The sequence below is a fragment of the Stenotrophomonas sp. 05L413 genome (assembly GCF_056397945.1).
In genome coordinates, this window is the sequence record NZ_JBFTOL010000007.1 from 278,070 (window position 1) to 300,295 (window position 22,226).

Sequence of the window (22,226 nt, forward strand, 5' to 3'; positions counted from 1 at the left end):
TATAGAATCAGTGGAATCATCGAATCGAGACGGACATGGATCATTCGCCCCCCGTGCCAGCCATGCTAACCGATGTACTGCGTCAGTCCCTTCGCGCCGCCCAGGATCAGGTCAACGGGCTGGTGCTGGGCAAGGCACAGGAGGTGCGGCTGGCGTTCGTGGCGCTGCTCTCCGGCGGCCATCTGCTGATCGAGGACCTGCCCGGGCTGGGCAAGACAACCCTCGCACACGCCATGGCGTGCAGCCTCGGGCTGGGCTTCCAGCGGGTGCAGTTCACCTCCGATCTGCTGCCGGCCGATGTGCTTGGCGTCTCGGTGTATGACGCCGGCAGCCGCCAGTTCCAGTTCCACCCCGGCCCGGTCTTCACGCATGTGTTGCTGGCCGACGAGATCAACCGCGCGCCGCCGCGTACCCAGAGTGCGCTTCTGGAAGCGATGGCCGAGCAGCAGGTCACCCTGGATGGCGTGACCCATCCGCTGCCGGATCCCTTCTTCGTCATCGCCACCCAGAACCCGGCCGACCTCTCCGGTACGTTCCCGTTGCCGGACTCGCAGCTGGATCGCTTCCTGCTCCGGTTGGCCCTGGGCTACCCCAATCCGGAATCGGAACGCGAGCTGCTGCGCGGCACCGATCGCCGCCATCTGATCGCGCAGGCCAGCGCGCGCCTGAGCGAGGTGGACGTACGCACGCTGCGCGAGGCGGTGGGCCAGGTGCATGCCAGCGAGGCGTTGATCACGTATGTGCAGGCCCTGCTCGCCCGCAGCCGCCAGCACGCCGGGGTGCGCGTGGGCCTGTCGCCGCGTGCCGGCCTGGCATTGCTGCGCGCCGCCAGGGCGCATGCGCTGCTGCTCGGCCGCGCGCATGTGGTGCCCGAAGACGTGCAGACCCTGTTCGTGGCAGTGGCCGGGCATCGCCTGGTGCCCGAGGCCGAAGCCGGCAACGGGCCGGCACTGGCCCGCGCCATCCTCCAGACCGTGCAGGTCGACTGAGATGCGCCGCGGCTGGGGAGCCCGCTGGCAGCAACTGCAACATCTGGCGCGACCGCGCCGCCCAGAGCACCTGCCGTGCCGGTTCGACCGGCGCCGCATCTATGTGCTGCCGACGCGGTTCGGGCTGTTCGTCGCCGCGCTGCTGTCGGCGATGCTGCTCGGCGCGCTGAACTACAACAACAATCCTGCGCTGCTGCTGGCCCTGTTGCTGGCGACGGTCAGCATCGCCAGTGCGATCAGCGCGCACCTGCAGCTGTCCGGGTTGCAGGTGGATGCGGTCTCCGCCGAGCCGGTCACCGCGGGCGCGCCGTTGCGGCTGCGCATCAGCCTGTCGCGCGCCGATACCCGTGCCCGGCGCGGCCTGCAGGTGGAGCACGAGGGCGTGGCCGCGTTCGGGCACCTGATCGACAGCGACCAGATCGAAGTGGATCTCGAGCTGCCCACGCACCGGCGCGGCTGGTTCGACCTGGCCCGCATCCGCATCGCCACCACGCAACCGCTCGGTCTGGTGCGCGCGTGGTCGTGGGTCTGGCCGGAAACGCCGTTGCTGGTCTATGCCGCACCGGAAACGCACGCACCCGCCCTGCCGGAAAGCGGCGGCGACCCCCTGCATACCCGCGTGCATGCCAGTGGCGACGAGCTGCATCAGCTGCGCCCGTATCGCGCTGGCGACCCGATGCGCAGCATCGCGTGGAAACACTCCGCGCGACGCGACACCCTGTTGGTGCGCGAGTACGAAAAGCCGGTCGGGGTGGAGATCGTGCTGGACTGGTGGCACCTGGCACCGCTGGGCACCGAAGCACGGATCGCACGCATGGCCCGCTGGATCGACCTGGCCGAGCGCGAAGGCCGCCGCTATACGCTCAAGCTGCCCGGCCAACCGGTGCTCGGGCCCGGCAACGGCAGTGCCCATCACCACCTGTGCCAGCGCGCGCTGGCGCTGTTGCCCCATGACTGACCGGCCCGTGTCCCTGCTCGGTCCCGGCGCGCGCTACTGGACGCTGGCCAGCGCGGCGCTGGGCCTGTTGCCGCTGCTGCTGCAGCTGCCCACCGTGCTGGCCGCCGTCATCGCCGGTGTCGCACTGCTGACCGCGCTGGCCTCGCGGCAGCGGCTGCTGCCGGGCGCCCTGCGCCTGTTGCTGGTGCTGGCCATGCTGGCCGCCATTTATTGGCAGATGGGTCCACGACCTGGCCGCGACACCGGCTGCGCGCTGCTGGCCGCAATGCTCGCGCTGAAATCCAGCGAGCTGCGCAGCCTGCGCGATGGCCGCAGCCTGGTCGGCTTCGGGCTGTTCGGCCCGTTCGCCGCGTTCCTGCTGGACCAAGGCCCGTTGACGATGACGCTGGCCGTGCTGGCCGGCCTGGTCGCCCTGCTCGCCCTGCAACGCCTGGCACACCTGGAGGGACAGGCACCGCCAGCGCCCCTCAAACGCCAGTTGCGCGGCATCGGCCGGCTGGTCCTGCTCGGCCTGCCGCTGGCCTTGGCCGGTTTCTGGCTGTTCCCGCGCTTGAGCGAACCGCTCTGGGGCATCCCGGACCGCGCGGTGGGCAAGCCCGGCCTGTCCGACACGATGGAGCCCGGGGAGTGGCTGGACCTGATGGCCGATGACACCCCGGCGCTTCGCGTGCAGTTCTTCGGCGCGATCCCGGCGCCGCAGCAGCGTTATTGGCGCGGGCCGGTACTGACCCATTTCGATGGCAAGCGCTGGGAGCAGGACCGGCGGCAGATCGCGCGTGCGCCGGCCGCGGTGACCCACGCCAGCACGCAGTGGGACTACCAGATCGATTACGAGCCAACCGATCGCCGCCAGCTGGTCGCGCTGGATCTGCCGCTGCAGGCACCGCCCGGCAGTGATCTGGATGCCAACCACAGCCTGCGCAGCCATGCGGCACTGAACGCGCTGACCCGTTGGCGGCTGACCTCGGCACCGGCGGTGGCCTATACCGACGCGCTGACGCCTTACGAGCGGCGCCTTGCGCTGCAGTTGCCCGACGGCTTGAATCCGCGCACGGCAGCCCTGGCCCGGCAGTGGCGACAGGACGCGGGCAGCAATGATGCGGTGATCGTGCAGCGCGCGCTCGACTGGGTGCGGGCGCGTTTCGTCTACACCCTGGATACGCCCGAGCCCGGTCGCGATGGCGCGGACGAATTCCTGTTCGATCAGCAGGCCGGCTTCTGCCAGCACTTCAGCTCCTCGTTCGTCGTATTGATGCGCAATGCAGGCATCCCGGCGCGGGTGGTGACCGGCTTCGCGGGCGGCATCCGCAACCCGTATGGCGACTACTGGGTACTGCGCCGGATGGATGCACATGCCTGGGCCGAAGTGTGGCTGCCGGGGCGTGGCTGGGTGCGGGTCGATCCGACCGCCGCCATTGCGCCGGAGCGCGTTTACGACACGCTCGAGGACCGGCTGGGGGCCGGCGCCGCCGGCGCCACGCTGGACAGCCGATGGCTGCAGATCGGGCAGATGGGCGACTGGCTGCGCCGGGGCTGGAACGACCTGGTCCTGTCCTTCGATGCCAACCGTCAGCAGCAGCTTCTTGAACCGTTTGGTTTCGAGCGGCTGGATCCGAGCCAGCTGGTGGGAATTTTCATCGTCTTCGCACTGGCCGCGCTAGGCTGGATGGCATGGCTGCTGGCCCGGGGCGAACGCGAGCGCGACCCGCTGCTGCGCGCGTGGCACGTGCTGGGACGCCGGTACGCGCGCTATGGACTGTCCCGCGCCAGCGCCGAACCGGCTGGCGAGTGGGCACGCCGGGTAGACCGGCAGCGACCCGATCCTGCGCTGCTGTCGCTCAGCGCGCGTTTCGTCCAGGCGCGCTACGCTGGCGCTGACGTCGACCTCACTTCATTATTGCGCGACCTGCGCAGGCATCGCCCGACCTCCGGAGCATCCCCATGAAGATTCAAATCCTGCTTCCCCTTGCTGCCTCTCTGGCATTGGCTGCCTGCGCCACCGCGCCCAAGCCGTTGCAGGGGCAGTTCAGTATGGTCAGCCCGCGCGACGCGGTTCCCACCCAGCAGGTGGGCACCCCGGTGCGCTGGGGTGGCCGCATCATCGAAACCAATCCGGGCCAGGGCCAGACCTGCTTCCAGATGATTTCGCGCCCGCTCAACGGCAGTGGCCGCCCGAGCACCACCTCGGCCGACGCCAGTGACGGTCGCTTCATCGCCTGCCGCGCCGGCTTCTATGATCCAGCGGTGTTCGAGCCGGGCCGCGATGTGACCTTCATCGGCAAGATCGGCGGCTACGAGAACACCCGGATCGGCGAGTACGACTATCGCCTGCCGAAGCTGGATGCCGACGTCATCTACCTGTGGCCGGAACAGCGCCAGGTGGATGTGGTGCCCGCCTACCCGTACGGCCCGTGGGGCCCGGGCTGGGGTCCGGGTTGGGGCTACCGCGGCTGGGGCTGGTGGTAACACGCTGACGCAGAAACGCCGCCCTCGGGCGGCGTTTTTGTCTGTGCCTGGCCGGCTCAGCCGTTGGGCGTACCGAAGTGACCCAACTGCGCGCCGGCCAGCAGGTGCAGGTGGATATGGAACACCGTCTGCCCGGCGTGCTCACGGCAGTTCATGACGATCCGGTAGCCATCCTGCGCGAAACCTTCGCGGCGCGCGTACTCCGCGGCGGCCATGGCCAGCTTGCCGATCAGGTGTGCCTGCTCCGGGCGCACGTCATCCAGGGTAGGGATCGCCTCGTGCTTGGGAATGAACAACACGTGCACCGGCGCCTGTGGGGCGATGTCCTTGAAGCCGAGCACGTCCTCGTCTTCGTAAACGATGGTGGCCGGGATTTCGCGGCGGATGATCTTGCCGAACAGGGTGTCGTGACTCATGAGGGCACCTCGTGGAACAGGGCCTTGGAGAGTAGCGCGGATGCGCCCCCGGTTTCGATCATTGCCGCGCGGTGCGCCGCGTCATTCCTGCACTTCGGTACGCGTGCCGAAGGCGTGCGACAGCGTGCCGCGATCCACGTATTCCAGTTCGCCACCCAGCGGCAGACCCTGCGCGAGGCGGCTGGGCCGCACCTTGCAGCTGCGCGCCATCTGCGCCAGGTAATGCGCGGTCGCTTCGCCTTCCACGGTGGCGCTGGTGGCGATGATCAACTCGTTGACCTCGCCCTGCTTCAGCCGCGCCTCCAGCTGATCCAGGCCCAGCTCGCGCGGGCCGATGCCATCCAGCGGCGACAGCCGCCCCTGCAGCACGAAGTACACCCCGCGGTAGCCGGTGGCCGTTTCGATCGCCAGGCGATCGGCCGGTGATTCCACCGCACACAGCTGCTGGCGCTCGCGGCTGCCGTTGGCGCAGACCGCACAGATATCGGTCTCGCTGAAATCCCGGCACTGCTCGCAATGCCCGATCCGCTCGATCGCCTTGGCCAGCACCTCGGCCAGCTTCTGGCCGCCCTCGCGCTCGCGCTCCAGCACGTGGTACGCCATGCGCTGGGCGGTCTTCTGGCCCACGCCCGGCAACACGCGGAAGGCCTCGATCAATTGTTCGAGCAGGGGCAGGCTCATGGCGGATCGCTCATCTCAGAAACAAGCGCGCGAAGCCCGGAGGCTTCGCGGCGCGGTCAGCACGGTCGCGCCAGGCAGACACCCGGCGCAGGCGGTGGGTCAGAACGGCAGCTTCATGCCCGGGGGCAGCTGCATGCCGGCGGTCGCCGAACCCATGCGGTTCTTCGACTCGGCGTCGATCTTGTTGGAGGCATCGTTGAACGCGGCGGCCACCAGATCTTCGGTCATTTCCGCATCGGACAGCACCGACGGATCGATGCGCACCTTGCGGCATTCCTTGGTGCCGGTCAGGGTCACGCTGACCATGCCGCCGCCGGCGCTGCCGGTGACTTCCAGCTTGGCGAGGTCTTCCTGGGCCTTCTGCAGGTTTTCCTGCATCTTCTGGGCCTGCTGCATCAGTTGGGCGATATTGCCGCGCATGGGTCTTTACTCTTCAAAAGGACGAATGGAATCGGCGACGACCCGGGCACCGTGTTGCTGCACCAGCAACTGCACCGAAGGGTCGGCCATGAAAGCGGCTTCCGCCGCCGTCTGGCGTTCGCCACGCTGGCGGTCAGCGCGCTGATGCAGGGTCTCGGCACCGGCTGCACCGGTATCGATCACCAGGCGCGGGGCCTGCCCCAAGGGGCCGGTCAACGCCGCGATCAGCGCCGCCTGCGAGCGGTCCGAACTCAAGTACTCAAATCCGGGCGAAATCGCCAGTTTCAAGACGCCGTGCTGGTAGCTGATGAACGCCGAGTGCGCAGCCAGCTGTTTGGACGGGCCATTGAGCTGGCTGCCGGCCACCAGTTCCAGCCAGGCATCGGCGGTCAGGTCACCGCTTTCGCCGACGGGCGCGGTGTCCGGAGCAGATGGGGCGATGGCGATGCCCTGCGGGCGGGCCACCGGGGCGGGGGCATCACGTACAGGCGCGGGCGCAGCAGGTGCCACGGTCCGCTCGGCCGGCGCTTCCCACGGAGCGACCATGGCCGCATCCGGGGTGGCCATTTCAGCAGCCAGCGCTTCGTCGCGATCGGCGGCATCGCTCTCGTGGTGCCACGGCGGCAGATCGTCGTCGGCAGCGGGCGCTGCGACGGCGGGCTTGGCCGGTTTCACCGGCTCGGCGGCTGCCGGGGGCGGGGCCGGGGACGGTTGCTTCGGTGCCGGCGGTGCGGGCTCAGGTGCCGCGGAGACAGGAGCAACCACGGGCGCCAGCGGGGCCGGCTGAGCCACGGGGGCGCTCGCCTTGACCGGCGCCACGACCGAAACAGACGCCGCGCTGGCTGCCGCAGCGGCCATGCCGGTGCCTTGGCCGCTGGCCTGGCCACCACTGTTCACGGCGGTCCCGGTGCCCGGATCGCGGGGCACGGGCGGTACCGCGGCGGCGGGACGGAAGGCCAGCATGCGCAGTACGGCCATCTCGAACCCGGCGCGCGGGCTCGGGGCCAGGTGCAGGTCACGACGGCCGCCCAGGGCCATCTGATACCAGAGCTGGACCACTTCCGGGCGCAGGCGCTGGGCGAAGGCCTCGGCATCGATCCCCTCGCCCGCCGTCGCGGCGCCCGGCACCAGCTGCTGCACCTGGATCCGGTGCAGGGCCTCGGCCAGTGCATCGAGCACCCCGCTCCAGTCCGGCGAGAACTCGGCCAGCAGGGCCACGGTCTGCAGCAGGCGCTGGCCATCACCATCGGCCAGCGCATCCAGCATCGCGGCGACCTGGGTGCGGTCGACCGTGCCCAGCATCGCGCGCACCACATCCTCGCGCAGCGCACCGCCGGCATAGGCGATCGCCTGATCCAGCAGCGACAGGCCGTCACGCAGGCTGCCATCGGCGGCCTTGGCCAACTGCACGATCGCGGTCGGGTCGGACTCGATCTCCTCGGCCGCCAGGATCTTGGTCATCTGGCCCTGGATCTGGTCCTCGTCCAACCGCTTCAGGTTGAACTGCAGGCAGCGCGAGAGCACCGTCACCGGCAGCTTCTGCGGATCGGTGGTGGCCAGCAGGAACTTCACGTGCTCCGGCGGCTCTTCCAGCGTTTTGAGCAGCGCATTGAACGCCGCCTTGGACAGCATGTGCACTTCGTCGATCAGGTAGACCTTGTACTTGCCGCGGGAGGGCATGTACTGGGCGTTCTCGATCACCTCGCGGACATCATCCACACCGGTATTGGACGCAGCATCGATCTCGAGCAGATCGATGTAGCGACCGGAGTCGATATCCAGGCAGGCCGGGCACTGACCGCACGGGTCAGCGCTGGTGCCCTGCTCGCAGTTCAGCGACTTGGCGAAAATACGGGCAATGGTGGTCTTGCCGACCCCGCGGGTGCCGGTAAACAGGAACGCATGGTGCACCCGGCCGCTGTCCAGCGCATTGCTGAGCGCACGGACCACGTGTTCCTGGCCCACCAGCTCGGCAAAACGCTTCGGACGCCACTTGCGGGCAAGGACGAGATAGGACATCAGGCCACCGTCTTCATCGGGACGACCATTGTGCCACGCCTGTCCAGCCCCCCTGCCCTTCGTGACGAACCGCTTGTGCGAATCCAATTCCCCCGCTAGAATCTGCGCCCCTGCAGCGGGTTATCGCAGCAGGTCCGGAGAGGTGTCCGAGCGGTTGAAGGAGCACGCCTGGAAAGTGTGTAAGCGTCTAAACCGCGCTTCGGGGGTTCGAATCCCCCTCTCTCCGCCAGATTCAGCAAACCCCTGTTTACGCAGGGGTTTTTGCTTTCTCTGGTTTGGCTGTCTGTGGCGATGCAAGGCGAGACACATCTCCCATGCGCATCCCCCATCATTTGGTTCGAGCCCGCTCTGGGCTCTGGTCGTTCCGGCAACGGGTTCCCGTCGATCTTCAGCCGGTTCTTGGCCGTCTGACGTTCAAGCGCACGCTGCGCACCTGCGACATGAAAGAAGCCCGGCTGCGCGCCCTGATGCTCGCGGCCAGCTATGCTCAAGCCTTCGCCGTGTTGAGGGAACGACGCGTGGAGAAGTTGAGCAAGAAAGAGGCCGATGAGCTGATTGCGCGGCTCACCGAGAGCACCAACCTCCGTGACCTGACCCTTCACCGGACCCAGGCGCCGGACGGCACGATCAACGAGCGCTGGCAGATCGACAGCCCCGAGGACGTGCAGCTCTATCGACAGATGATGGAACTGACTGCGGCTATGGACCGCCGGGCCCTGCCGCGCCCCAGCCTGCTCTACGGCCCAATGGCGGCAGCGGCCCCTGCCCCGTCCCCCGCGCCAAAGCCGGCGATCGAAACAATCCCCCTGGGAAAGGCCAGGGACGCCTGGTTGGCCAGCATCAAGGGCAGCACCCTGCCCAAGACTTGGACGATCAAGAAGACGGCCGTCGAAATGCTGACGAGCTTCCTGGGCGAAAAAACGAAGATCCATGCCATCACCCGCTCCGACCTGGCGCGCTGGTATCAGCACATGCGGGACGGAGGGGCTTCCACCCCCACGCTGACCAACAAGCAAAGCTACATCGGCGGAAAAGGTGGGTTCTTCGACTGGGCGTTGGCGTCGGGCTACTACCCCAAGGGGGACAACCCCGCCAACGGCCATGTGAGCTACTCCACTCGGGAAAAGCGGGCCCGGAGAAAGTTCGGCTTCAAGGCCTACGACACTCACCAGGTCCAGGTGCTGTTTGCCCCGGCCGCCTTTGAGAGCCTCCCTCTGCCGGCCCGCTGGGCATCTTTGATTGGCCTTTACACCGGTGCTCGAGCATCCGAAGTGGGTCAATTGTTGATTGGCGACGTGTTTGAGGACGGCGGAGTGCCCTGCATCCAGATCTCCGACGAGGGCGAGCACCAGCGGGTCAAGACCGATGTCAGCCTGCGCACCGTGCCGGTCCACCCCGACTTGGTGGCGCTCGGCCTGCTGAAATGGATCGAGTGCCTGCGGACCGAGGGCCACGCCCGATTGTTTCCCGGCGCCAAGGCCGAGGCCAAGAATGGCCAAGGCAACTGGGTGTCCAAGGCGTTCAGCCGCTATCTGGCAGAAGTGGGCAAGAACTGGCCCAACGCCCGGCGCGGCTTCCACTCCCTGCGCAAGACCCTGATCCAAGAACTCCAAGGCGCAGGCGTGGTCTCCGAACTGCGTGCGCAGATCGTGGGCCATGAGTTGGACGACGAGCACCACGCCACTTACAGCCGCGACTTCACCGTTAAAGAAAAGCTGGAGGGACTGGGCGCCCACTCGCCGGGCCTCCTGTCTCTCAACTACGGACTCAACCTGGAGGCCCTGCGGCCCTTGGTGGATCCTGCCCTGCTGCCCGAAGGCAGCCTCCCCAAGAACAGCCGCCGAGCAAGGAGCAACGCGTGAGCATCGTGCCGTTGGAATCCCGCGTCGCCGTCCTGGTGGATTGCGACAACGTCTCGCCCGAAATCGTGGACCACGCCCTGCTCATGGTGGCCCAGTTTGGTCGCGTGGTTCTTCGGCGGGGCTATGGGAACCACCAGACCCTCGCCCGCCGCTGGCAGGAAGTGTTGGTTCGGCAAGCCTTCACGCCGTGCCTGCAATACCAATATGCGGCTGGAAAGAACACCTCAGACATCGCGCTGGCCCTCGATGCCTTGGAGGCGATGTTCGATCAACGGGCCGACACCTTCTGCTTGGTGACGAGCGATTCGGACTTTGCCCACCTCTGCCGCAAATTGCGGGAGCGCGGCGCCACGGTCTGCATCGTCGGAGAGCCCAAGACGCCCGACGCCCTGCGCAATGCGTGTGATCAGTTCTTCGAATGGGTCCCCAGCGAGCCGGCCCAAGCCCAGGAGGAAACGACAGCGCCCGCTGCGGCAGAAAAACCTCAAACGTTGTCGGAACCTGTCGCCAAAGCGGAACCCGCCAAGCCCCTGCCCAAGCGGCGTCCTCGCTTTCTCATACAGGCCGTTGAGCTGTTGGCGGATGGCACAGCCGACGGGAAAGTCGATCTGGCGGCGCTGGGCCAATACCTCAAACGCACGAACCCATCGTTTACCCCGAACCTGTACGGGCACTCGGGCCTTCTCAGCATGATCCGAACCTACGACATGTTGAGCACAGAGCAGGAGACGACAGGACGCTGGTCGGTCCACCTTGCCAGCAAGCCCGTTGGAGAAGCGGAAACAGTAGCAACCTAAGATTGGCGCGGGCGGTCAGCTGGCCGGCAATTTGAATTCAGCAGGGCACCGCGGCGGCAATTCTCGTCGCCGCGACCGCCTCGCCTGAGCTTGCTGGCGGGGCTCGCCTAAGGCATACGCCCCCATGATCAGATCTGTGAAGTTGGTCGCGCTCATCTTCTTGCGCAGGTGAAATCGAGTGCTTGGATGAATCGTCATTTCATTCAGGAGCCCTCATGCCCACAGACGTTCAACTCCGCATCGCAACCCAAGTCTTGCCTGGATTGCTAGCTCAGAACCCCACCCGGACCATCGACGCGCAGATGGTGGACCTCCGGTATTCCTTGGAACTCGCCTCTGCGCTGGTCCAACTCCATGCAGAGAAGAGCCTGGGCGGGGCGCTCGCCCTGCTTCCGCCATCCAGCTCGGCGCCTCGAGTGCAAGCGGTCTCGGTCGACCGAGACCGGCAGCCTCCACCCATGCCGGCGTCTCCGGACGCGTGGCGCGCTTCTCGGGGACTCCCACCAGCCAAACCAGAGAAGCCCAACCCCAGTCGCTCTGGCCCTCAAATCCGATAACAGCCAAAGCCCCGCATCTGCGGGGCTTCTTCTTGGGCTCAGTGGAGTCGGGGCGGCTTCGGACTGCCAGACAAACCTAGGGCGGGTGGAGCCGCGCTGTTGCCAGCAGGACGTTCGGCCTTCGGGGCAGACGCACATCTCCGCAGCAGCGCGTCTGCATGCCCCTCAATGGCTCGATCTAAGGCCTGTAGCGCTTCGGAGGAAGCCTGTTTACGCGCCTGTCCCAGCTCAGCCGTGCGCTTCTCAAGGGAAGACAGCCGCCGAGTCCGGCGCTCGGTCCATTCGCTTGGCGACCAGTAGCCAGGTCTGGGATGATCAGTGGTGAAGCGCTCCCACTCCGCCTCCGCCATGTGACGCAGCCGCTCAACACTGGAAAGCGTCATCAGGCGCCGAGCCCGGCTCATCAGAAGGTTGCGCACCGCCTTGATCTTGGCCACCACCTCGCTGACCAAGCTTCGAAGCCCTCGGGACTCCCCGCTTGAGCAGACTTCCGTCCTGGCCTGCTCTAACCACAGCCGGACCGGCTGAAGCGCCAGATCGGCGCGCGCCTGCGCAACTTCTGCTAGAGCCCGTATCCCCTCTTCAATGAGTTCAGGCAGCGATTGCTGGGGACGCCCCGCGTCCGCGTCCGCGCCGATGAGCTTGGAAAGCCGCATGCCGGAGACGCCGCGAATCTCCAACCCTGGGACCGGGATGACGACTCCTAGACGCGCACCAGCGCTTCCATGGGCGGTGCCAGGGCGGGTGTCTGAACCCGATTCCATTGGCTCGCCCTCGAACGATATCTGGTCCAGCAGCTGCGCCCGGCGCTCCTTATTCTCCAATCGGATCTCGTCATTCGCCTGGGCCCGGTCCGAGGCTTGCCCCCGGCGAGCCAAGGCCGTGGCTGCCTTACCGACGTGGCGGGTGGGTTCGCGCGCCAAGACGGCCGCCTCAATGGCGTCGCCGCGCAACATGGCCGATCGGGCCTGCTCCGCCAGGCCACGGTGGTCAATGCAGGCGTCGATCCCGGCAGCCGCCAAATGGGCATTGATGGTTGCGGCGACCATTTCCCGGATCCATTCGACTTGGGCCTTGCCAGCGGGGCCGCCATCAAGCTCGCGGGTTTTTTCGGCGAAACCGTTCGCGTCAATGCGCCGAGTCGTCGCCAGCAGATGGACATGGTGGTTCAGGCCGTCCGCAGTGCCAGGCGAGTGGATGCTGGCTTGGAGCGCAAAGCCGTATCGGGCCACCAACGTCTCAGCAACGCAAAACGCGAGCTCGGCTCTCTGCTCCCCCGACAGCTCATGAGGCAGTGCAACCTCAAACTCCCGAGCCACCGTAGCGTCCCTTCTCTTCTCAGCGGCCTCGACAGCAGGCCAGAGCTCTGCAACATCGGTCGCCCAGGACGGGGCGCTTTGGGGTGCAAGGCAGAAGCTCTCGACCACCCCGCCGCGGCGGCGGTAGTCGTGCTGCTGCCCGGTGAGGAAATCGGCGAGCAGCAGGCCGCCCCGGTAGGCGGCCGCTGCGATAGAGGATTGCCCCTTTCGGCGGCTAAAGGTTTTGACTGAGGTGTGGAAGATGGCCATGAAAACTCCTGTGAAAACAGGACTCTTTATGGATCAGCTTCTGCTTTTGGCAAGCCTCTACGAGGCTTGGGGTTCAAGGGGCGGAGCCCTTTGCGCACACGTTACCCAGTAACGTCTAAGTGCGCTCTTGCCCCTCAGTGGACGATGACCTTGGGACCAGAAAATCCAGCAGAGACCTTTCCTTCTCTTTCTCAATCCACTTTGTGGGTGGCCATTCAGGTCTGGGCCGCTCACCTCGCCTCCAGCTAGCAGCCAAATCCTCCGGAAACTTAAACCAGTCTCGCTGGAAGCTATCAATGCCAGCGAGTTTGGACATAAACCCGTTATCCCTCGTAACGACGAACGCTGGCAGGGTCAGATACGAATACATACTCAGATCCATGGCATCGTTCTTCTTCTTCGCCGACGTGGGCCTGTAGGGTTTCTCGTCCAACTGACTACGAGCCGCCTGCCGAAACCGATACCTTATCTCAAGGTGCTGCCTAATGCTCATATCCGGAACAAGCGAGCCCGCCCCATCCCGCGAATTCGCTGCGAGAACGGCAAGAGCATCGGCCGCAACTTCCGGAGCCGCGCGGGAAATGTCGAGACCCGAGCACCGCACATGCTCCATTATGCCGCTAAGGAAGTTAGCCCAGTCGCGCACCTCTTCACCTCGCACCCTATCCGTAAGGATTGACGCAACCGACTCAGAAGATAAGTCAGCCCGCAACATACCCCATAACTCCGCGATAAGACGGCGTGTTTCAAGCTCATCGAACTCCTGAGCCCCGATTATCCCCATCACGTCGTAGTAGGAAGGGATTACAGGCGCCGCAGGATTGAGAAATGAATTCAGCCTCACCATCAGCGCCAAGTGATCCTCAACAGAAATAGATCCTCGTTGAACCTGGGAAACCAACTCATGCACAGCCAACTCACTCAAACTAAACGAGTATCCATCTGCTGACATCTCTTTGAAGCAAGCATCCCAAGTAACGTCGGGCTCATGCACCAGTTGCCGCACCGCGCAAGTATCCAGCACAACCATAGTGACGCCCAAAGGTACGATCGGGCGCTCTTTGGAACCGACAACATCAGCAATCCTTCTCATCTGAAACTCCAAAAATACTCTCAGAAAAAAATAAATCATGCACTCACTTGGACCATGAACCGGACAAACGATGCTATTGACATGCCAACTACTGATAGCACCCCATCCTGCGTCAGGCTAGGTGACCAGATCAACCTCATATCCAGCGTAGAAATCCAGCAGAAACGTAGTTCCCATCAGCCCAAACATGAGAGCTTAAAAAACGGCGGGCAAAAACTCACGCACCTTTTCGATCTTCGTGGCAAAGACCACTTCCGGGTTATCCAACACAGCCCACACAACCCCGCAAATCTCTGAGTACTCCGGAGTCCAAGGGATGCCCCTTTCGGCACACTCAACGAATTTTGTGTCCCAAAGAGCGCTTCCACTCATGCCAGCTGCATTCGGCAAAGGCACTACAACGCCATCCTTCGCCCTCTGCGCAGCGAAAGGATAGTGGATGGCAACATGAGCAAGTGGATCAAAATTCGATGCAGAAAGATGCACCTCCGGGCCAATCGCCTGGGAGAGCATCGGCTTACCCAGAACCGTTAAATGACTGAACCGAGAGACGATCAACTTATCTTTCTGACGAGGATCGTTTCGCTCTACGGTATATCCAGGAAATCCGTAGAAGAAGAGTAGCTCCTCGTCTACCGGGGAGTAGCTTTCCGCAATGGACGACGTAACTCTATGCGCTTCAGGCAGAAATTTCTCGTCTGGATAGATGGGCAAGGCGGCCGCATCTACGGGCCACGCGGCCATTTCCGGCCTTCCAAACGCGGCATTGTATTCTCCGCCATCTTTGGGAAGATGGGCGAGACGCCCCCCTACTGGGACTTTGCTTACGACATGCTCAGCGGTGAGGACCCAAGTGTCTCGCCCTAGCGAAATATAGGTGCCCGAGCCCCACGCAGTGCCAGATCCAAACTCTTCACTCATCGTCAGCGGAACTGCGAAGCGCTGCACGTGCAAAGTCATTTCTTCCGTCACCCTCGCACACGCGTTATCCCATTCTTCCTTGCTGATCACTTCCAGTCTCCTTTAAGTAGCATTTCGGGTAAACAAGAACTCGCCCATCTCGCCTTAGCAAAATTAGGGGAAAGCTGGGCAGCTTTCAGGATCGTCGATCCTTAGCCCGGGTCTGCCACACCACCTGTCATGAGGCCTAGGGCATTAAGGCAGTAGGGCACGTAGATGTCATACCAATCGACTGTCCTTATTAGATCTTTAGAACTCCGTTAGACTGGATTGTCCACATAGCAGTTGATACCACCATTAAAGCAAGTCACGTTGGTCCAGCGTGGGGCCCTCGGCATTCGCCCATTGATTGAATTTTCCATCTTCCGACCGAGGCAATAGATTCACAGTCGCCGCCACCACTAACTTCGCCATCTGCAAGCTCCTAACGAGGCCAACGCGTCATGACCGGCCAGACCAGCGATGCGCCGGACCTCCAGCTCGTCCGCCCACTCGATTGTGGACTGGATGGCGGATAAGTCCTTCGGCTAACAGCTGAAGCCACGAATGGACGGGTGTCTGGCTGATACTGGCCGCATCTCAAAGGACGTCACTGGTCCGGCCCAGCACCACGACGACATCCTGTGCCGCCATCGCAGCACTTAATCTCGCGGCCGTAAATTGCCTATGAACCTGCGGACGCCTAGGAGAGGTTCATGAAGGCAACGCGCTTCCAAGCCCGCCACCGGCCCTCGCGGGCGATGACCGCACCCAGCGCTGGTGACCCAATTGACCCATCGCCAAGCATGCAGGGTATGCTCAGTTGAGCTCGGCCAAGCGAACACGGTAGGCGTCGCCCACGCACGACGTATCCGCGCACACGTCGCGCACCTCGCGTCTCCAACGACCCTGATCAGTGCTCACAGAACTGGGATCAGTGGAATGGGAACGTGCCACCTTGAAGGCCTCGGCCGTTGCGCTATCCAGCCGGGCCAGCTCACCGTCGGCACATATCATTTGCTCCACCGACGATGATGCCTTGGAGCAGTCAAAGCTAGGACTGGGCGCACCCAACGAAGGCTCAACCTCCTCGACGTCCGTGTACTCATCTGCCTTTACCGATGCCAAGTCGTCAAAGTCCTCCTGCGCCGCGGGTGCAGGCTCACTTGCGAGCGGAGCGGCGGTGGGCTCAGGCGCTTTCTGCTTGCCTTGAAGGTTGGAGCGGATCGCAGCCCCTATGCCGATGAGATCACCAGGAAGCACGCGCACCTCCGCTAAGTGATCACCGTCGACGACTTGAGAGGTGTACTCGAGCCTAAGTTTGTAGACGTCCTGGCCAGGGTTGTTGAACGGCGCGGTGAGGTCCGCCTCGCAGCTGTAGCGGCTGATTGCCTCGTCGAAGCTGGTGGGGTGCGCCAAGGAAATGGGCAGAACCTCTCGCAACGCCTTTGCGTCCAGGGACGCTGCGGAACTGCCCGCGCCCAGCTCCCGCTGGATGATGCTTCTGACCAAGTCCAGCGTGCTTTCATCACCACAAGCCGGAGGCTTGCTCACGCCGCAACCGGCCAGCAACAGCGGGATCAACGCCACACCAAAACCAATGATCTTTCTCGACATCCTGTCCTCGCGCAACCTGGCTGGAATAACTTCATGTTATATCGGCTTGATGCGTCGTTTCTTTAGCTTTCAGAGCATACAAGCCCCGAGGGGACCGATCGGGCGCGGTTCGCCGTCGCTTAAGTCTTAGGGGCTGGGCCACAAATGCAGGGCAGCACCCTAGTCGTGTACGGCTACACGAGCCCATCAGCCCGATAGGCTTCGAGTCGCCTTACAGCCGCTTTGGAACCGGGAGCACCCCAAGAAGGAGCCGTTGCGACCGTTCCGCGACTGAAGCACCCCTTGTTTGCATACGGGGCATTGGTCACCTGCTCGTGTGCTCGCTGGCAGTCGCTGGGTTCGAGGTTTGACCTGGACTTTCAAAGACGCGTCTTGGTCCGCCTTGAGCTTGAAGGTGCAAGCGGGGAAGCGACTGCATCCGTGAAAGTCGCCGTAAGGTCCCGACCGCAGCTGCAGGATCCCACGCCCACACTGTGGGCACGGCTCCAAGGCCACACCATCGATGGGTTCGATCTTGAGGTGCCCTTGCTTCACCAACTCCACCAGAAAGCGCGAAGGCTGGTTGAGGGTTGTATACAGCCTAACCTGCTTACGGGCACGGGTCATGGCTACATAGAACAGGCGCCGCTCCTCCGCCACAGGGAAGGGGTCGGGTGCCGGCATGGCCAACTGCAGCGCAGGGTCGTCTTGGATCTGGCTTGGAAACCCTCGGGTGCCCTCCACCACGTTCAGGACGAAGACGTATTCTGACTCCAACCCCTTGGAACCGTGGGCAGTTCGATACTCGATGCGCAGCTTGTCGCCGAAGCGGCGTTGCCACACCTCCAACGCACCCGGCCTGTCATCCCGGTAGCGCCCCAGAAGCATGACGGTGATGTGTTGCCCCTTGAGCGGCGTCAGCTTCCCGCTGACAGCTAGGTGATGCATATGGGCCAATTGCTTTTCCACATACCCCACGATGCTCGCCTGCTCCGCGAATCCGTAGGCAAGGAGTGGAGTCTTGGTCAACGGATTGGTGGTCTTGACCTTCTTCTTGATCTGCGCGGGATTGGCTTGGATGAACCCGCTGGAGATATCGCAAAGTTCCGGGGGGCACCGGAACGTGGTGCCCAAGGACAAGCGCGTGGCGTGGGCGAACGTCTTCTCAAATTCAGTCATCACGGTGATGTCAGATCCAGCGAAACGATTGATGCCTTGCCAATCGTCGCCCACCACGCAGAGGTGCGCCGGCGGATCAGATTGGTTCGACAACGCCTTCAACAGCCGAATGCGGGCCCGTGAACTGTCTTGGAACTCATCGGCCAGAATAAGAACGAACGGGCTCTTGTAGGCACCAGACTCCACGTGCCTAGCCGCCAAGATCAGCATGTCCTCGAAGTCGATGAAGTTGCCGCGCTGGAGGCGTCGCTCCCATTCCTCGGCGATCCGCTCGTAGAGCGCCAAATACATGCGCAAGCGTGCACCAAACCCGTCCTGAGACTGGGCTATCAGTGCGGCTTGCAGATCTTGCCGGGTCAGACCGTTGTTCTTGACGTGCTGCTGGAACACCCGGAACGAGCGGGCCAAGTCCTGCGCCTGCACAGGCGACAGTCCTCCCCCCTCCCTGTCAGGCTCAAAGACCAGGCGCACGCCGCGCGCCAGCAGTGCCTTTGCCAAGGCAGGGATGGCCTCGCCGGTCAGCAGGCCATGCGATGTGGTCTCAAACAGGGCGGTCCCGAACTTGGCGTGGAGCTCCCGTTTCCACTCGACCCCCGCCAGATAGTCCTTGAACTGCTTGGGCGCATGCCCTTTCCCGTTAAGGGCGAAATGCTCGTGGTACAGCTGAATGTCTGGGTAGTAGAAGTCTGGAAAATACTGCCGAAACTGGTGGTCGGCCGTATCGTGCTCGTATGCACGCTCATACTCGTAGACCACGCCGTTGTAGAACAACCAGTCGGCGATCGTGCGCTCCTCTTTGCTTTTGACCACCTCACCACGGGCCGTACGGAAGCCACGCGCGCCGTTGCCGTAGGCCTCGGGCTCATCCGGTTGGCCCCATTTGCCGACATCCCGCGCGTATACGGTCCGGAACATGTCCCAGTCACGTTTGAAAGCCTTGTCCTGTTCGCTCAGCATTTGAATGATGTCGCCCACCTCCCTTACGTCAGCGCCGGGGTTACCGGGATCGACCCAAGGGGCCAGGGACGGCTTCTTGCCCGTGGCCTTCGCGATGACGTCAATGCCAAAAGCGTGGAAGGTGCTGGATCGGGCACTCTCCACCTGAGGCACCCCCTTCAACTGCTCTGCAATGCGAACGCCCACTTCCTCGGCGGTAGCCTTGTTAAAAGCCAGCAGCAATATCTGCTCGGGCTTGGCCAAACCTTGGTGCAAGGCATAGCCAGTTTTGGCCACCATCGTGGAGGTCTTGCCCGAACCGGCCGCGGCGACGACCATCACCGCATCGTCCATGCAGATGCAAGCAAGGATCTGCTCTTCGGTGAGAGGGTTCTTCTCCACCGTCCTAAAGAAGCTATCGCACACGACCCTCTGGATCACCATGTGTTGGCTATTCGACTTTCCATACCGCAGCCGCAGGGTTTCCTCAGGTGATGAATCCCCAACAGCCTGCTTCCAAGTCTTGGTTTGATGCTTGGGGGCCGGGTGGGATGCCAGAAACCGGCTCGCCGTTCCCTTGGGAATCCAGCGCCCTTGACCGGCAAAGGCCAGAGCTTCTTCGATCCATCGCTTGAGCTTCTCATCAAAGGCGGCCTGCGATTGAGCTGCGCTGGCGCGAGCTTCTTCCGCCACCTTTGGATCGACCGGGCGAGGCTTAGGTGGCTTCTTGCCGAAGATCGCACCAAGAAGCCACAGCACCCCAATGAATATTAGAAACTCCACTGCCCCACCCTCGGTCCTTCTGCCCCGCGCCCTGGGGGGAGCCAATGATGCCATGGGGACGCCAACCCACGGCGAATATCGCGCAATCTGACCAGTTGTGTATCGAGGCCCATCCGTCCCCAAGATTATTGAGGGTGTGCTGTTATTGAACGAAAGCCGGCCAACTGTGCGCCGACCGAGGAGACTCGGGAGGCCGCGCTCGTCTGGCGAAGCAGCAGGTCATGATCGACTGAGAGGCAGCCTAGCTCGAGGCCAATAACCCTTGGTTGACTACGGAGTCGGCTCCAACGACAGGCTTGGAGTCCAGCCGACCAACCCCCTAAAATGGCGCCAGAGCCTGTAGGAACCGCCCCTGGCTTTGCTGGACTCAGTCTTCAAAAAGGCCATGACGAGGCATTCCATCGGAAGACGCGACCAACTCAAGGAAGAACATGCGCACTCCAGCCACACCCACCATCCTTGCCCTACTCATGGCGTTGGTCTTGACGGCTTGCGACAGTAACCGCGACCTTCGCAAAGAAGTGGAAAGGCTTGGCGAACAAGCTGCCCAGAGTCGCGAGCAATGCGACCAGGCCCGCGAGCTGGAAACCCGAGACTCCAACGAGGTTCGACAGCGTCTGATACGCATTGGCGAGCTGAGGGCCGACGAGGAGTGGGACAAGTTGGTCAAGATAGGGGAAGCCGGCACTGCTGAGCTGCTCATCCAGGCAAAGAGGCGCATGTCGGACCCGGATTACCAAACCAAGCGTGATCGAGAGTTGGCAGACCTCGATCGAGAGATAGTTCTATATAAAGAGGACGAGCCTCGCCGACGCGAAGATCGGCAGAGAGCTTGCGCGGCGCTATTGATGAGCAATGACGCATATCGGTCCGCCAAAGCGCAGCTGGCCGCGGCGACCAAATCCTTGCAGTAGTTCCCCCCCTTTACCCACTCGCCGCCGACACGCCGCCCCGACTGGCGGCCCTTAGACACCTTAGACACCATCACACGTAGACCGCAGGTACACTGAGCAGAAACCTTCATTGCCAGGGAGCGCTACCGACATGCAGAATCACTGGGAAGTGGGTGTGGTTTTAGCGCTGCGCGACGCGCAGTGGCTTCAAGCCAATCCGGGCGCGGAGATTCCCCCGCTAAATATTTCCTTGGATGGAAATGCGGAATCCAAGATGGGCGATGGCGTTCATCAAGTCGGCGAGAAATTCGCTCTACTGGAGATCAAACCGGATCAATCCTTCTGCGAAAGCGAGTGGGTGGGAAGCAAAGGCCCGAAGCGAGCCTATAAGAAGCTTATGGACCTGGCAGCAATCGACGAGGGCAATAACGGATCAATCGAGTCAAGGAAGGAGCTGAGCCGAAGCACCAGGGGGCACTTCTTTGCCTACTGGGGAGAGACCGCAGGTACTCAGAGTCACTTGGAACAGCTTTTTCTGCAGCCTTATCTTCTAACAGCTTTGAAAGCCCTGCCGGCCGGATCAACCCTTGAACGGCCTGGCTCTTGCTACTCAGGGCGCCCAAGTTCCCAGCACGCCATTACCCTTTTGAGCTCGTTGACTGTCGGGTTAACAAATGGGGCGGTTTTTCATCCTCGCTGGCCGCTAACCCTGGCAAACTTGTTTTCGCCCTTACTGGCAGCTCGTTTCTGCCACAAGCAGCCGACTGCCACATCTGTTCGATCCGCCGACCTACTGGAGTTGGGCTTGGAAGTGGAAGAACTTCAAATCTACGTCGACTTCCTATGCACTGAAAGGAAGTCCGATGGTTGTGAGAAAGACGTGCTCGAAGAAGATTTGAAGATGATGCTCATCGGGAGCCAGGGCTTCGTCAGGCACATATCCAACACCACTGAGTTGATGAGCGTCATCACCGCGTACCGGGAGCGTCGCTTAACGCCAACTCCAGGTATCAAGCCAACCGTTAGCCGGTATCCGTCACTTGATGTGAACAAACCGAAGTCGGCGTACGACCGCCGTGGTCCATGATGTCCCATACAGAGCGCCAGCCCGCTTTACTGGCAGCATCGCCGGCAGCATATAGACTCGAAACGTCAACTCCAGCCTTTCTCGCATAGCCATCCAAAGCACTGTCAGCTTGGGTAGCCGCAGACGCGAGCGACGAACTTTCAGCCCATTCTTTGGAAAAGGCCGCAGACCATACATCCATGGCCGATGCTCTGCGAAATGGGAGAGCATCGGAATTTTCAGCCCCAAATCCGCCAGCGTTCCAGTGCTCTTCGTGGCCGGAATTCGACGCAGCAAACGAGATATGGAGCCCCTCTTTTTCCTTGGTCCACATAAATCTATGCAGCTGAAGTGCCGCATCTGCTTTTGCAAGCGCAGAAGTGACGTCGAACTTGTTCAGCCCGACCTTGAACACCTCCGTCCAGAAGCGCTCTTCATCGCAGATAACTGATTCGACCATCGCCATTTGCGTCCCCGCCAAAAATCGGCATGCTAAACAAGCTTCTGGTGCCGTCAAGCCCCTACTGAATGCGTCTAGCACCTGGACTTAATCGGCCCCGTTCCACTTGGTTAGAGATCCAACTCATCCAGTTGGATTCCGAATACCCGGCAATCGCTCGGAGATCGCTGCTTCCCGGGTGGACCGTCAGCGAAGACAGCTCATCTCGAGATTGGAGAAAGAAAGGCCCACTTACCCCCATCACGAAGTGGTCTCCCTGGAGCGCGTCACAGTGGGAACAATGGTTAGCCCAATAATTGACGCCGGCAGTCTGCGACTGGCCGATACGCAGGAGTGGTGCGGCCTGGACGACGAACGCCTCGACGGCTGCGTCCAAGGATTCGACATATTGCAGGACCGCAGCATCAGCAACCTCCAGTTCGCCCTCCTCATCGAACTCTGTCAGGCGAGGCACCCAGATGGCAGTGACCAAGGTCCCTGAGCCACACTTCCAACAGGCCATGGGGGCTTGGAGCAAAGCAAAGCTAGGTGCTTGGAGATTGAAGTCA

General features: G+C 62.8%; 18 protein-coding genes and 1 tRNA gene. 9 read left to right on the forward strand and 10 right to left on the reverse strand.

The window, feature by feature from the left end:
- Positions 1–35 precede the first annotated feature (35 nt).
- The 4 genes from AC1DIQ_RS16830 to AC1DIQ_RS16845 are packed head-to-tail and all read left to right on the forward strand — an operon-like array spanning position 36 to position 4,413.
- Entirely contained in the window at positions 36–989 is a 954-nt protein-coding gene (locus AC1DIQ_RS16830) for an AAA family ATPase (protein ID WP_478050450.1), read from the forward strand.
- 1 nt (position 990) lies between these two features.
- Positions 991–1,947 (forward strand): DUF58 domain-containing protein, encoded by a 957-nt coding sequence (locus AC1DIQ_RS16835; protein ID WP_478050451.1) that lies wholly within the window; start codon positions 991–993, stop codon positions 1,945–1,947.
- Complete coding sequence (locus tag AC1DIQ_RS16840; RefSeq protein ID WP_478050452.1) at positions 1,940–3,892, forward strand: transglutaminase TgpA family protein; 1,953 nt, start codon at positions 1,940–1,942, stop codon at positions 3,890–3,892. Before AC1DIQ_RS16835 ends, AC1DIQ_RS16840 begins: the two co-directional genes overlap by 8 nt.
- On the forward strand, positions 3,889–4,413 hold the full coding sequence (locus AC1DIQ_RS16845) for a Slp family lipoprotein (RefSeq protein ID WP_019185338.1): 525 nt from the start codon (positions 3,889–3,891) through the stop codon (positions 4,411–4,413). Before AC1DIQ_RS16840 ends, AC1DIQ_RS16845 begins: the two co-directional genes overlap by 4 nt.
- A gap of 56 nt (positions 4,414–4,469) precedes the next feature.
- Here the strand turns inward: AC1DIQ_RS16845 and AC1DIQ_RS16850 are convergent, their stop codons facing one another.
- The 4 genes from AC1DIQ_RS16850 to dnaX form a co-directional block, all read right to left on the reverse strand.
- A complete protein-coding gene (locus AC1DIQ_RS16850) occupies positions 4,470–4,829 on the reverse strand; it encodes a histidine triad nucleotide-binding protein (RefSeq protein WP_121043042.1) in 360 nt (119 codons plus the stop codon).
- Positions 4,830–4,910: 81 nt separating this feature from the next.
- Positions 4,911–5,510, reverse strand: coding sequence for a recombination mediator RecR (gene recR, locus AC1DIQ_RS16855; protein ID WP_121043040.1), 600 nt, complete (start codon positions 5,508–5,510; stop codon positions 4,911–4,913).
- A gap of 99 nt (positions 5,511–5,609) precedes the next feature.
- Positions 5,610–5,930, reverse strand: coding sequence for a YbaB/EbfC family nucleoid-associated protein (locus tag AC1DIQ_RS16860; protein WP_019185335.1), 321 nt, complete (start codon positions 5,928–5,930; stop codon positions 5,610–5,612).
- 6 nt (positions 5,931–5,936) lie between these two features.
- Positions 5,937–7,949 (reverse strand): DNA polymerase III subunit gamma/tau, encoded by a 2,013-nt coding sequence (dnaX, locus tag AC1DIQ_RS16865; RefSeq protein ID WP_478050453.1) that lies wholly within the window; start codon positions 7,947–7,949, stop codon positions 5,937–5,939.
- Between the two features lie 136 nt (positions 7,950–8,085).
- Here dnaX and AC1DIQ_RS16870 point away from each other — a divergent pair.
- From AC1DIQ_RS16870 to AC1DIQ_RS16880, 3 genes are all read left to right on the forward strand, one after another.
- A tRNA-Ser gene (locus tag AC1DIQ_RS16870) sits at positions 8,086–8,178 on the forward strand.
- An 85-nt stretch (positions 8,179–8,263) separates the two neighbouring features.
- Positions 8,264–9,811: a DUF6538 domain-containing protein gene (locus tag AC1DIQ_RS16875; protein ID WP_478050454.1), complete on the forward strand. Its 1,548-nt coding sequence runs from the start codon at positions 8,264–8,266 to the stop codon at positions 9,809–9,811.
- A 32-nt stretch (positions 9,812–9,843) separates the two neighbouring features.
- Positions 9,844–10,608 carry an NYN domain-containing protein gene (locus AC1DIQ_RS16880; RefSeq protein WP_478050499.1) on the forward strand — a complete coding sequence of 255 codons (765 nt, stop codon included), beginning with the start codon at positions 9,844–9,846 and terminating at the stop codon, positions 10,606–10,608.
- Positions 10,609–11,203: 595 nt separating this feature from the next.
- Here AC1DIQ_RS16880 and AC1DIQ_RS16885 read toward each other — a convergent pair.
- The 5 genes from AC1DIQ_RS16885 to AC1DIQ_RS16905 form a co-directional block, all read right to left on the reverse strand.
- Positions 11,204–12,733 carry a MobA/MobL family protein gene (locus tag AC1DIQ_RS16885; protein WP_478050455.1) on the reverse strand — a complete coding sequence of 510 codons (1,530 nt, stop codon included), beginning with the start codon at positions 12,731–12,733 and terminating at the stop codon, positions 11,204–11,206.
- A 115-nt stretch (positions 12,734–12,848) separates the two neighbouring features.
- The gene (locus AC1DIQ_RS16890) at positions 12,849–13,826 is read right to left on the reverse strand and encodes a hypothetical protein (RefSeq protein WP_478050456.1); all 978 of its coding nucleotides are present in this window, start codon (positions 13,824–13,826) and stop codon (positions 12,849–12,851) included.
- A 195-nt stretch (positions 13,827–14,021) separates the two neighbouring features.
- Complete coding sequence (locus tag AC1DIQ_RS16895) at positions 14,022–14,837, reverse strand: serine protease family protein (RefSeq protein ID WP_478050457.1); 816 nt, start codon at positions 14,835–14,837, stop codon at positions 14,022–14,024.
- A gap of 747 nt (positions 14,838–15,584) precedes the next feature.
- Positions 15,585–16,382 (reverse strand): lysozyme inhibitor LprI family protein, encoded by a 798-nt coding sequence (locus AC1DIQ_RS16900; protein WP_478050458.1) that lies wholly within the window; start codon positions 16,380–16,382, stop codon positions 15,585–15,587.
- Between the two features lie 186 nt (positions 16,383–16,568).
- Positions 16,569–19,235 carry a UvrD-helicase domain-containing protein gene (locus AC1DIQ_RS16905; RefSeq protein WP_478050459.1) on the reverse strand — a complete coding sequence of 889 codons (2,667 nt, stop codon included), beginning with the start codon at positions 19,233–19,235 and terminating at the stop codon, positions 16,569–16,571.
- A 455-nt stretch (positions 19,236–19,690) separates the two neighbouring features.
- Here AC1DIQ_RS16905 and AC1DIQ_RS16910 point away from each other — a divergent pair, with 455 nt between their 5' ends.
- Together AC1DIQ_RS16910 and AC1DIQ_RS16915 are read left to right on the forward strand one after the other, a co-directional pair.
- Positions 19,691–20,173, forward strand: a complete 483-nt coding sequence (locus AC1DIQ_RS16910; RefSeq protein WP_478050460.1) for a hypothetical protein — start codon at positions 19,691–19,693, stop codon at positions 20,171–20,173.
- A 130-nt stretch (positions 20,174–20,303) separates the two neighbouring features.
- Positions 20,304–21,239 (forward strand): hypothetical protein, encoded by a 936-nt coding sequence (locus AC1DIQ_RS16915; RefSeq protein ID WP_478050461.1) that lies wholly within the window; start codon positions 20,304–20,306, stop codon positions 21,237–21,239.
- Here AC1DIQ_RS16915 and AC1DIQ_RS16920 read toward each other — a convergent pair.
- Positions 21,175–21,684 (reverse strand): hypothetical protein, encoded by a 510-nt coding sequence (locus AC1DIQ_RS16920; protein WP_478050462.1) that lies wholly within the window; start codon positions 21,682–21,684, stop codon positions 21,175–21,177. The genes AC1DIQ_RS16915 and AC1DIQ_RS16920 overlap by 65 nt on opposite strands.
- Positions 21,685–22,226 lie beyond the last annotated feature (542 nt).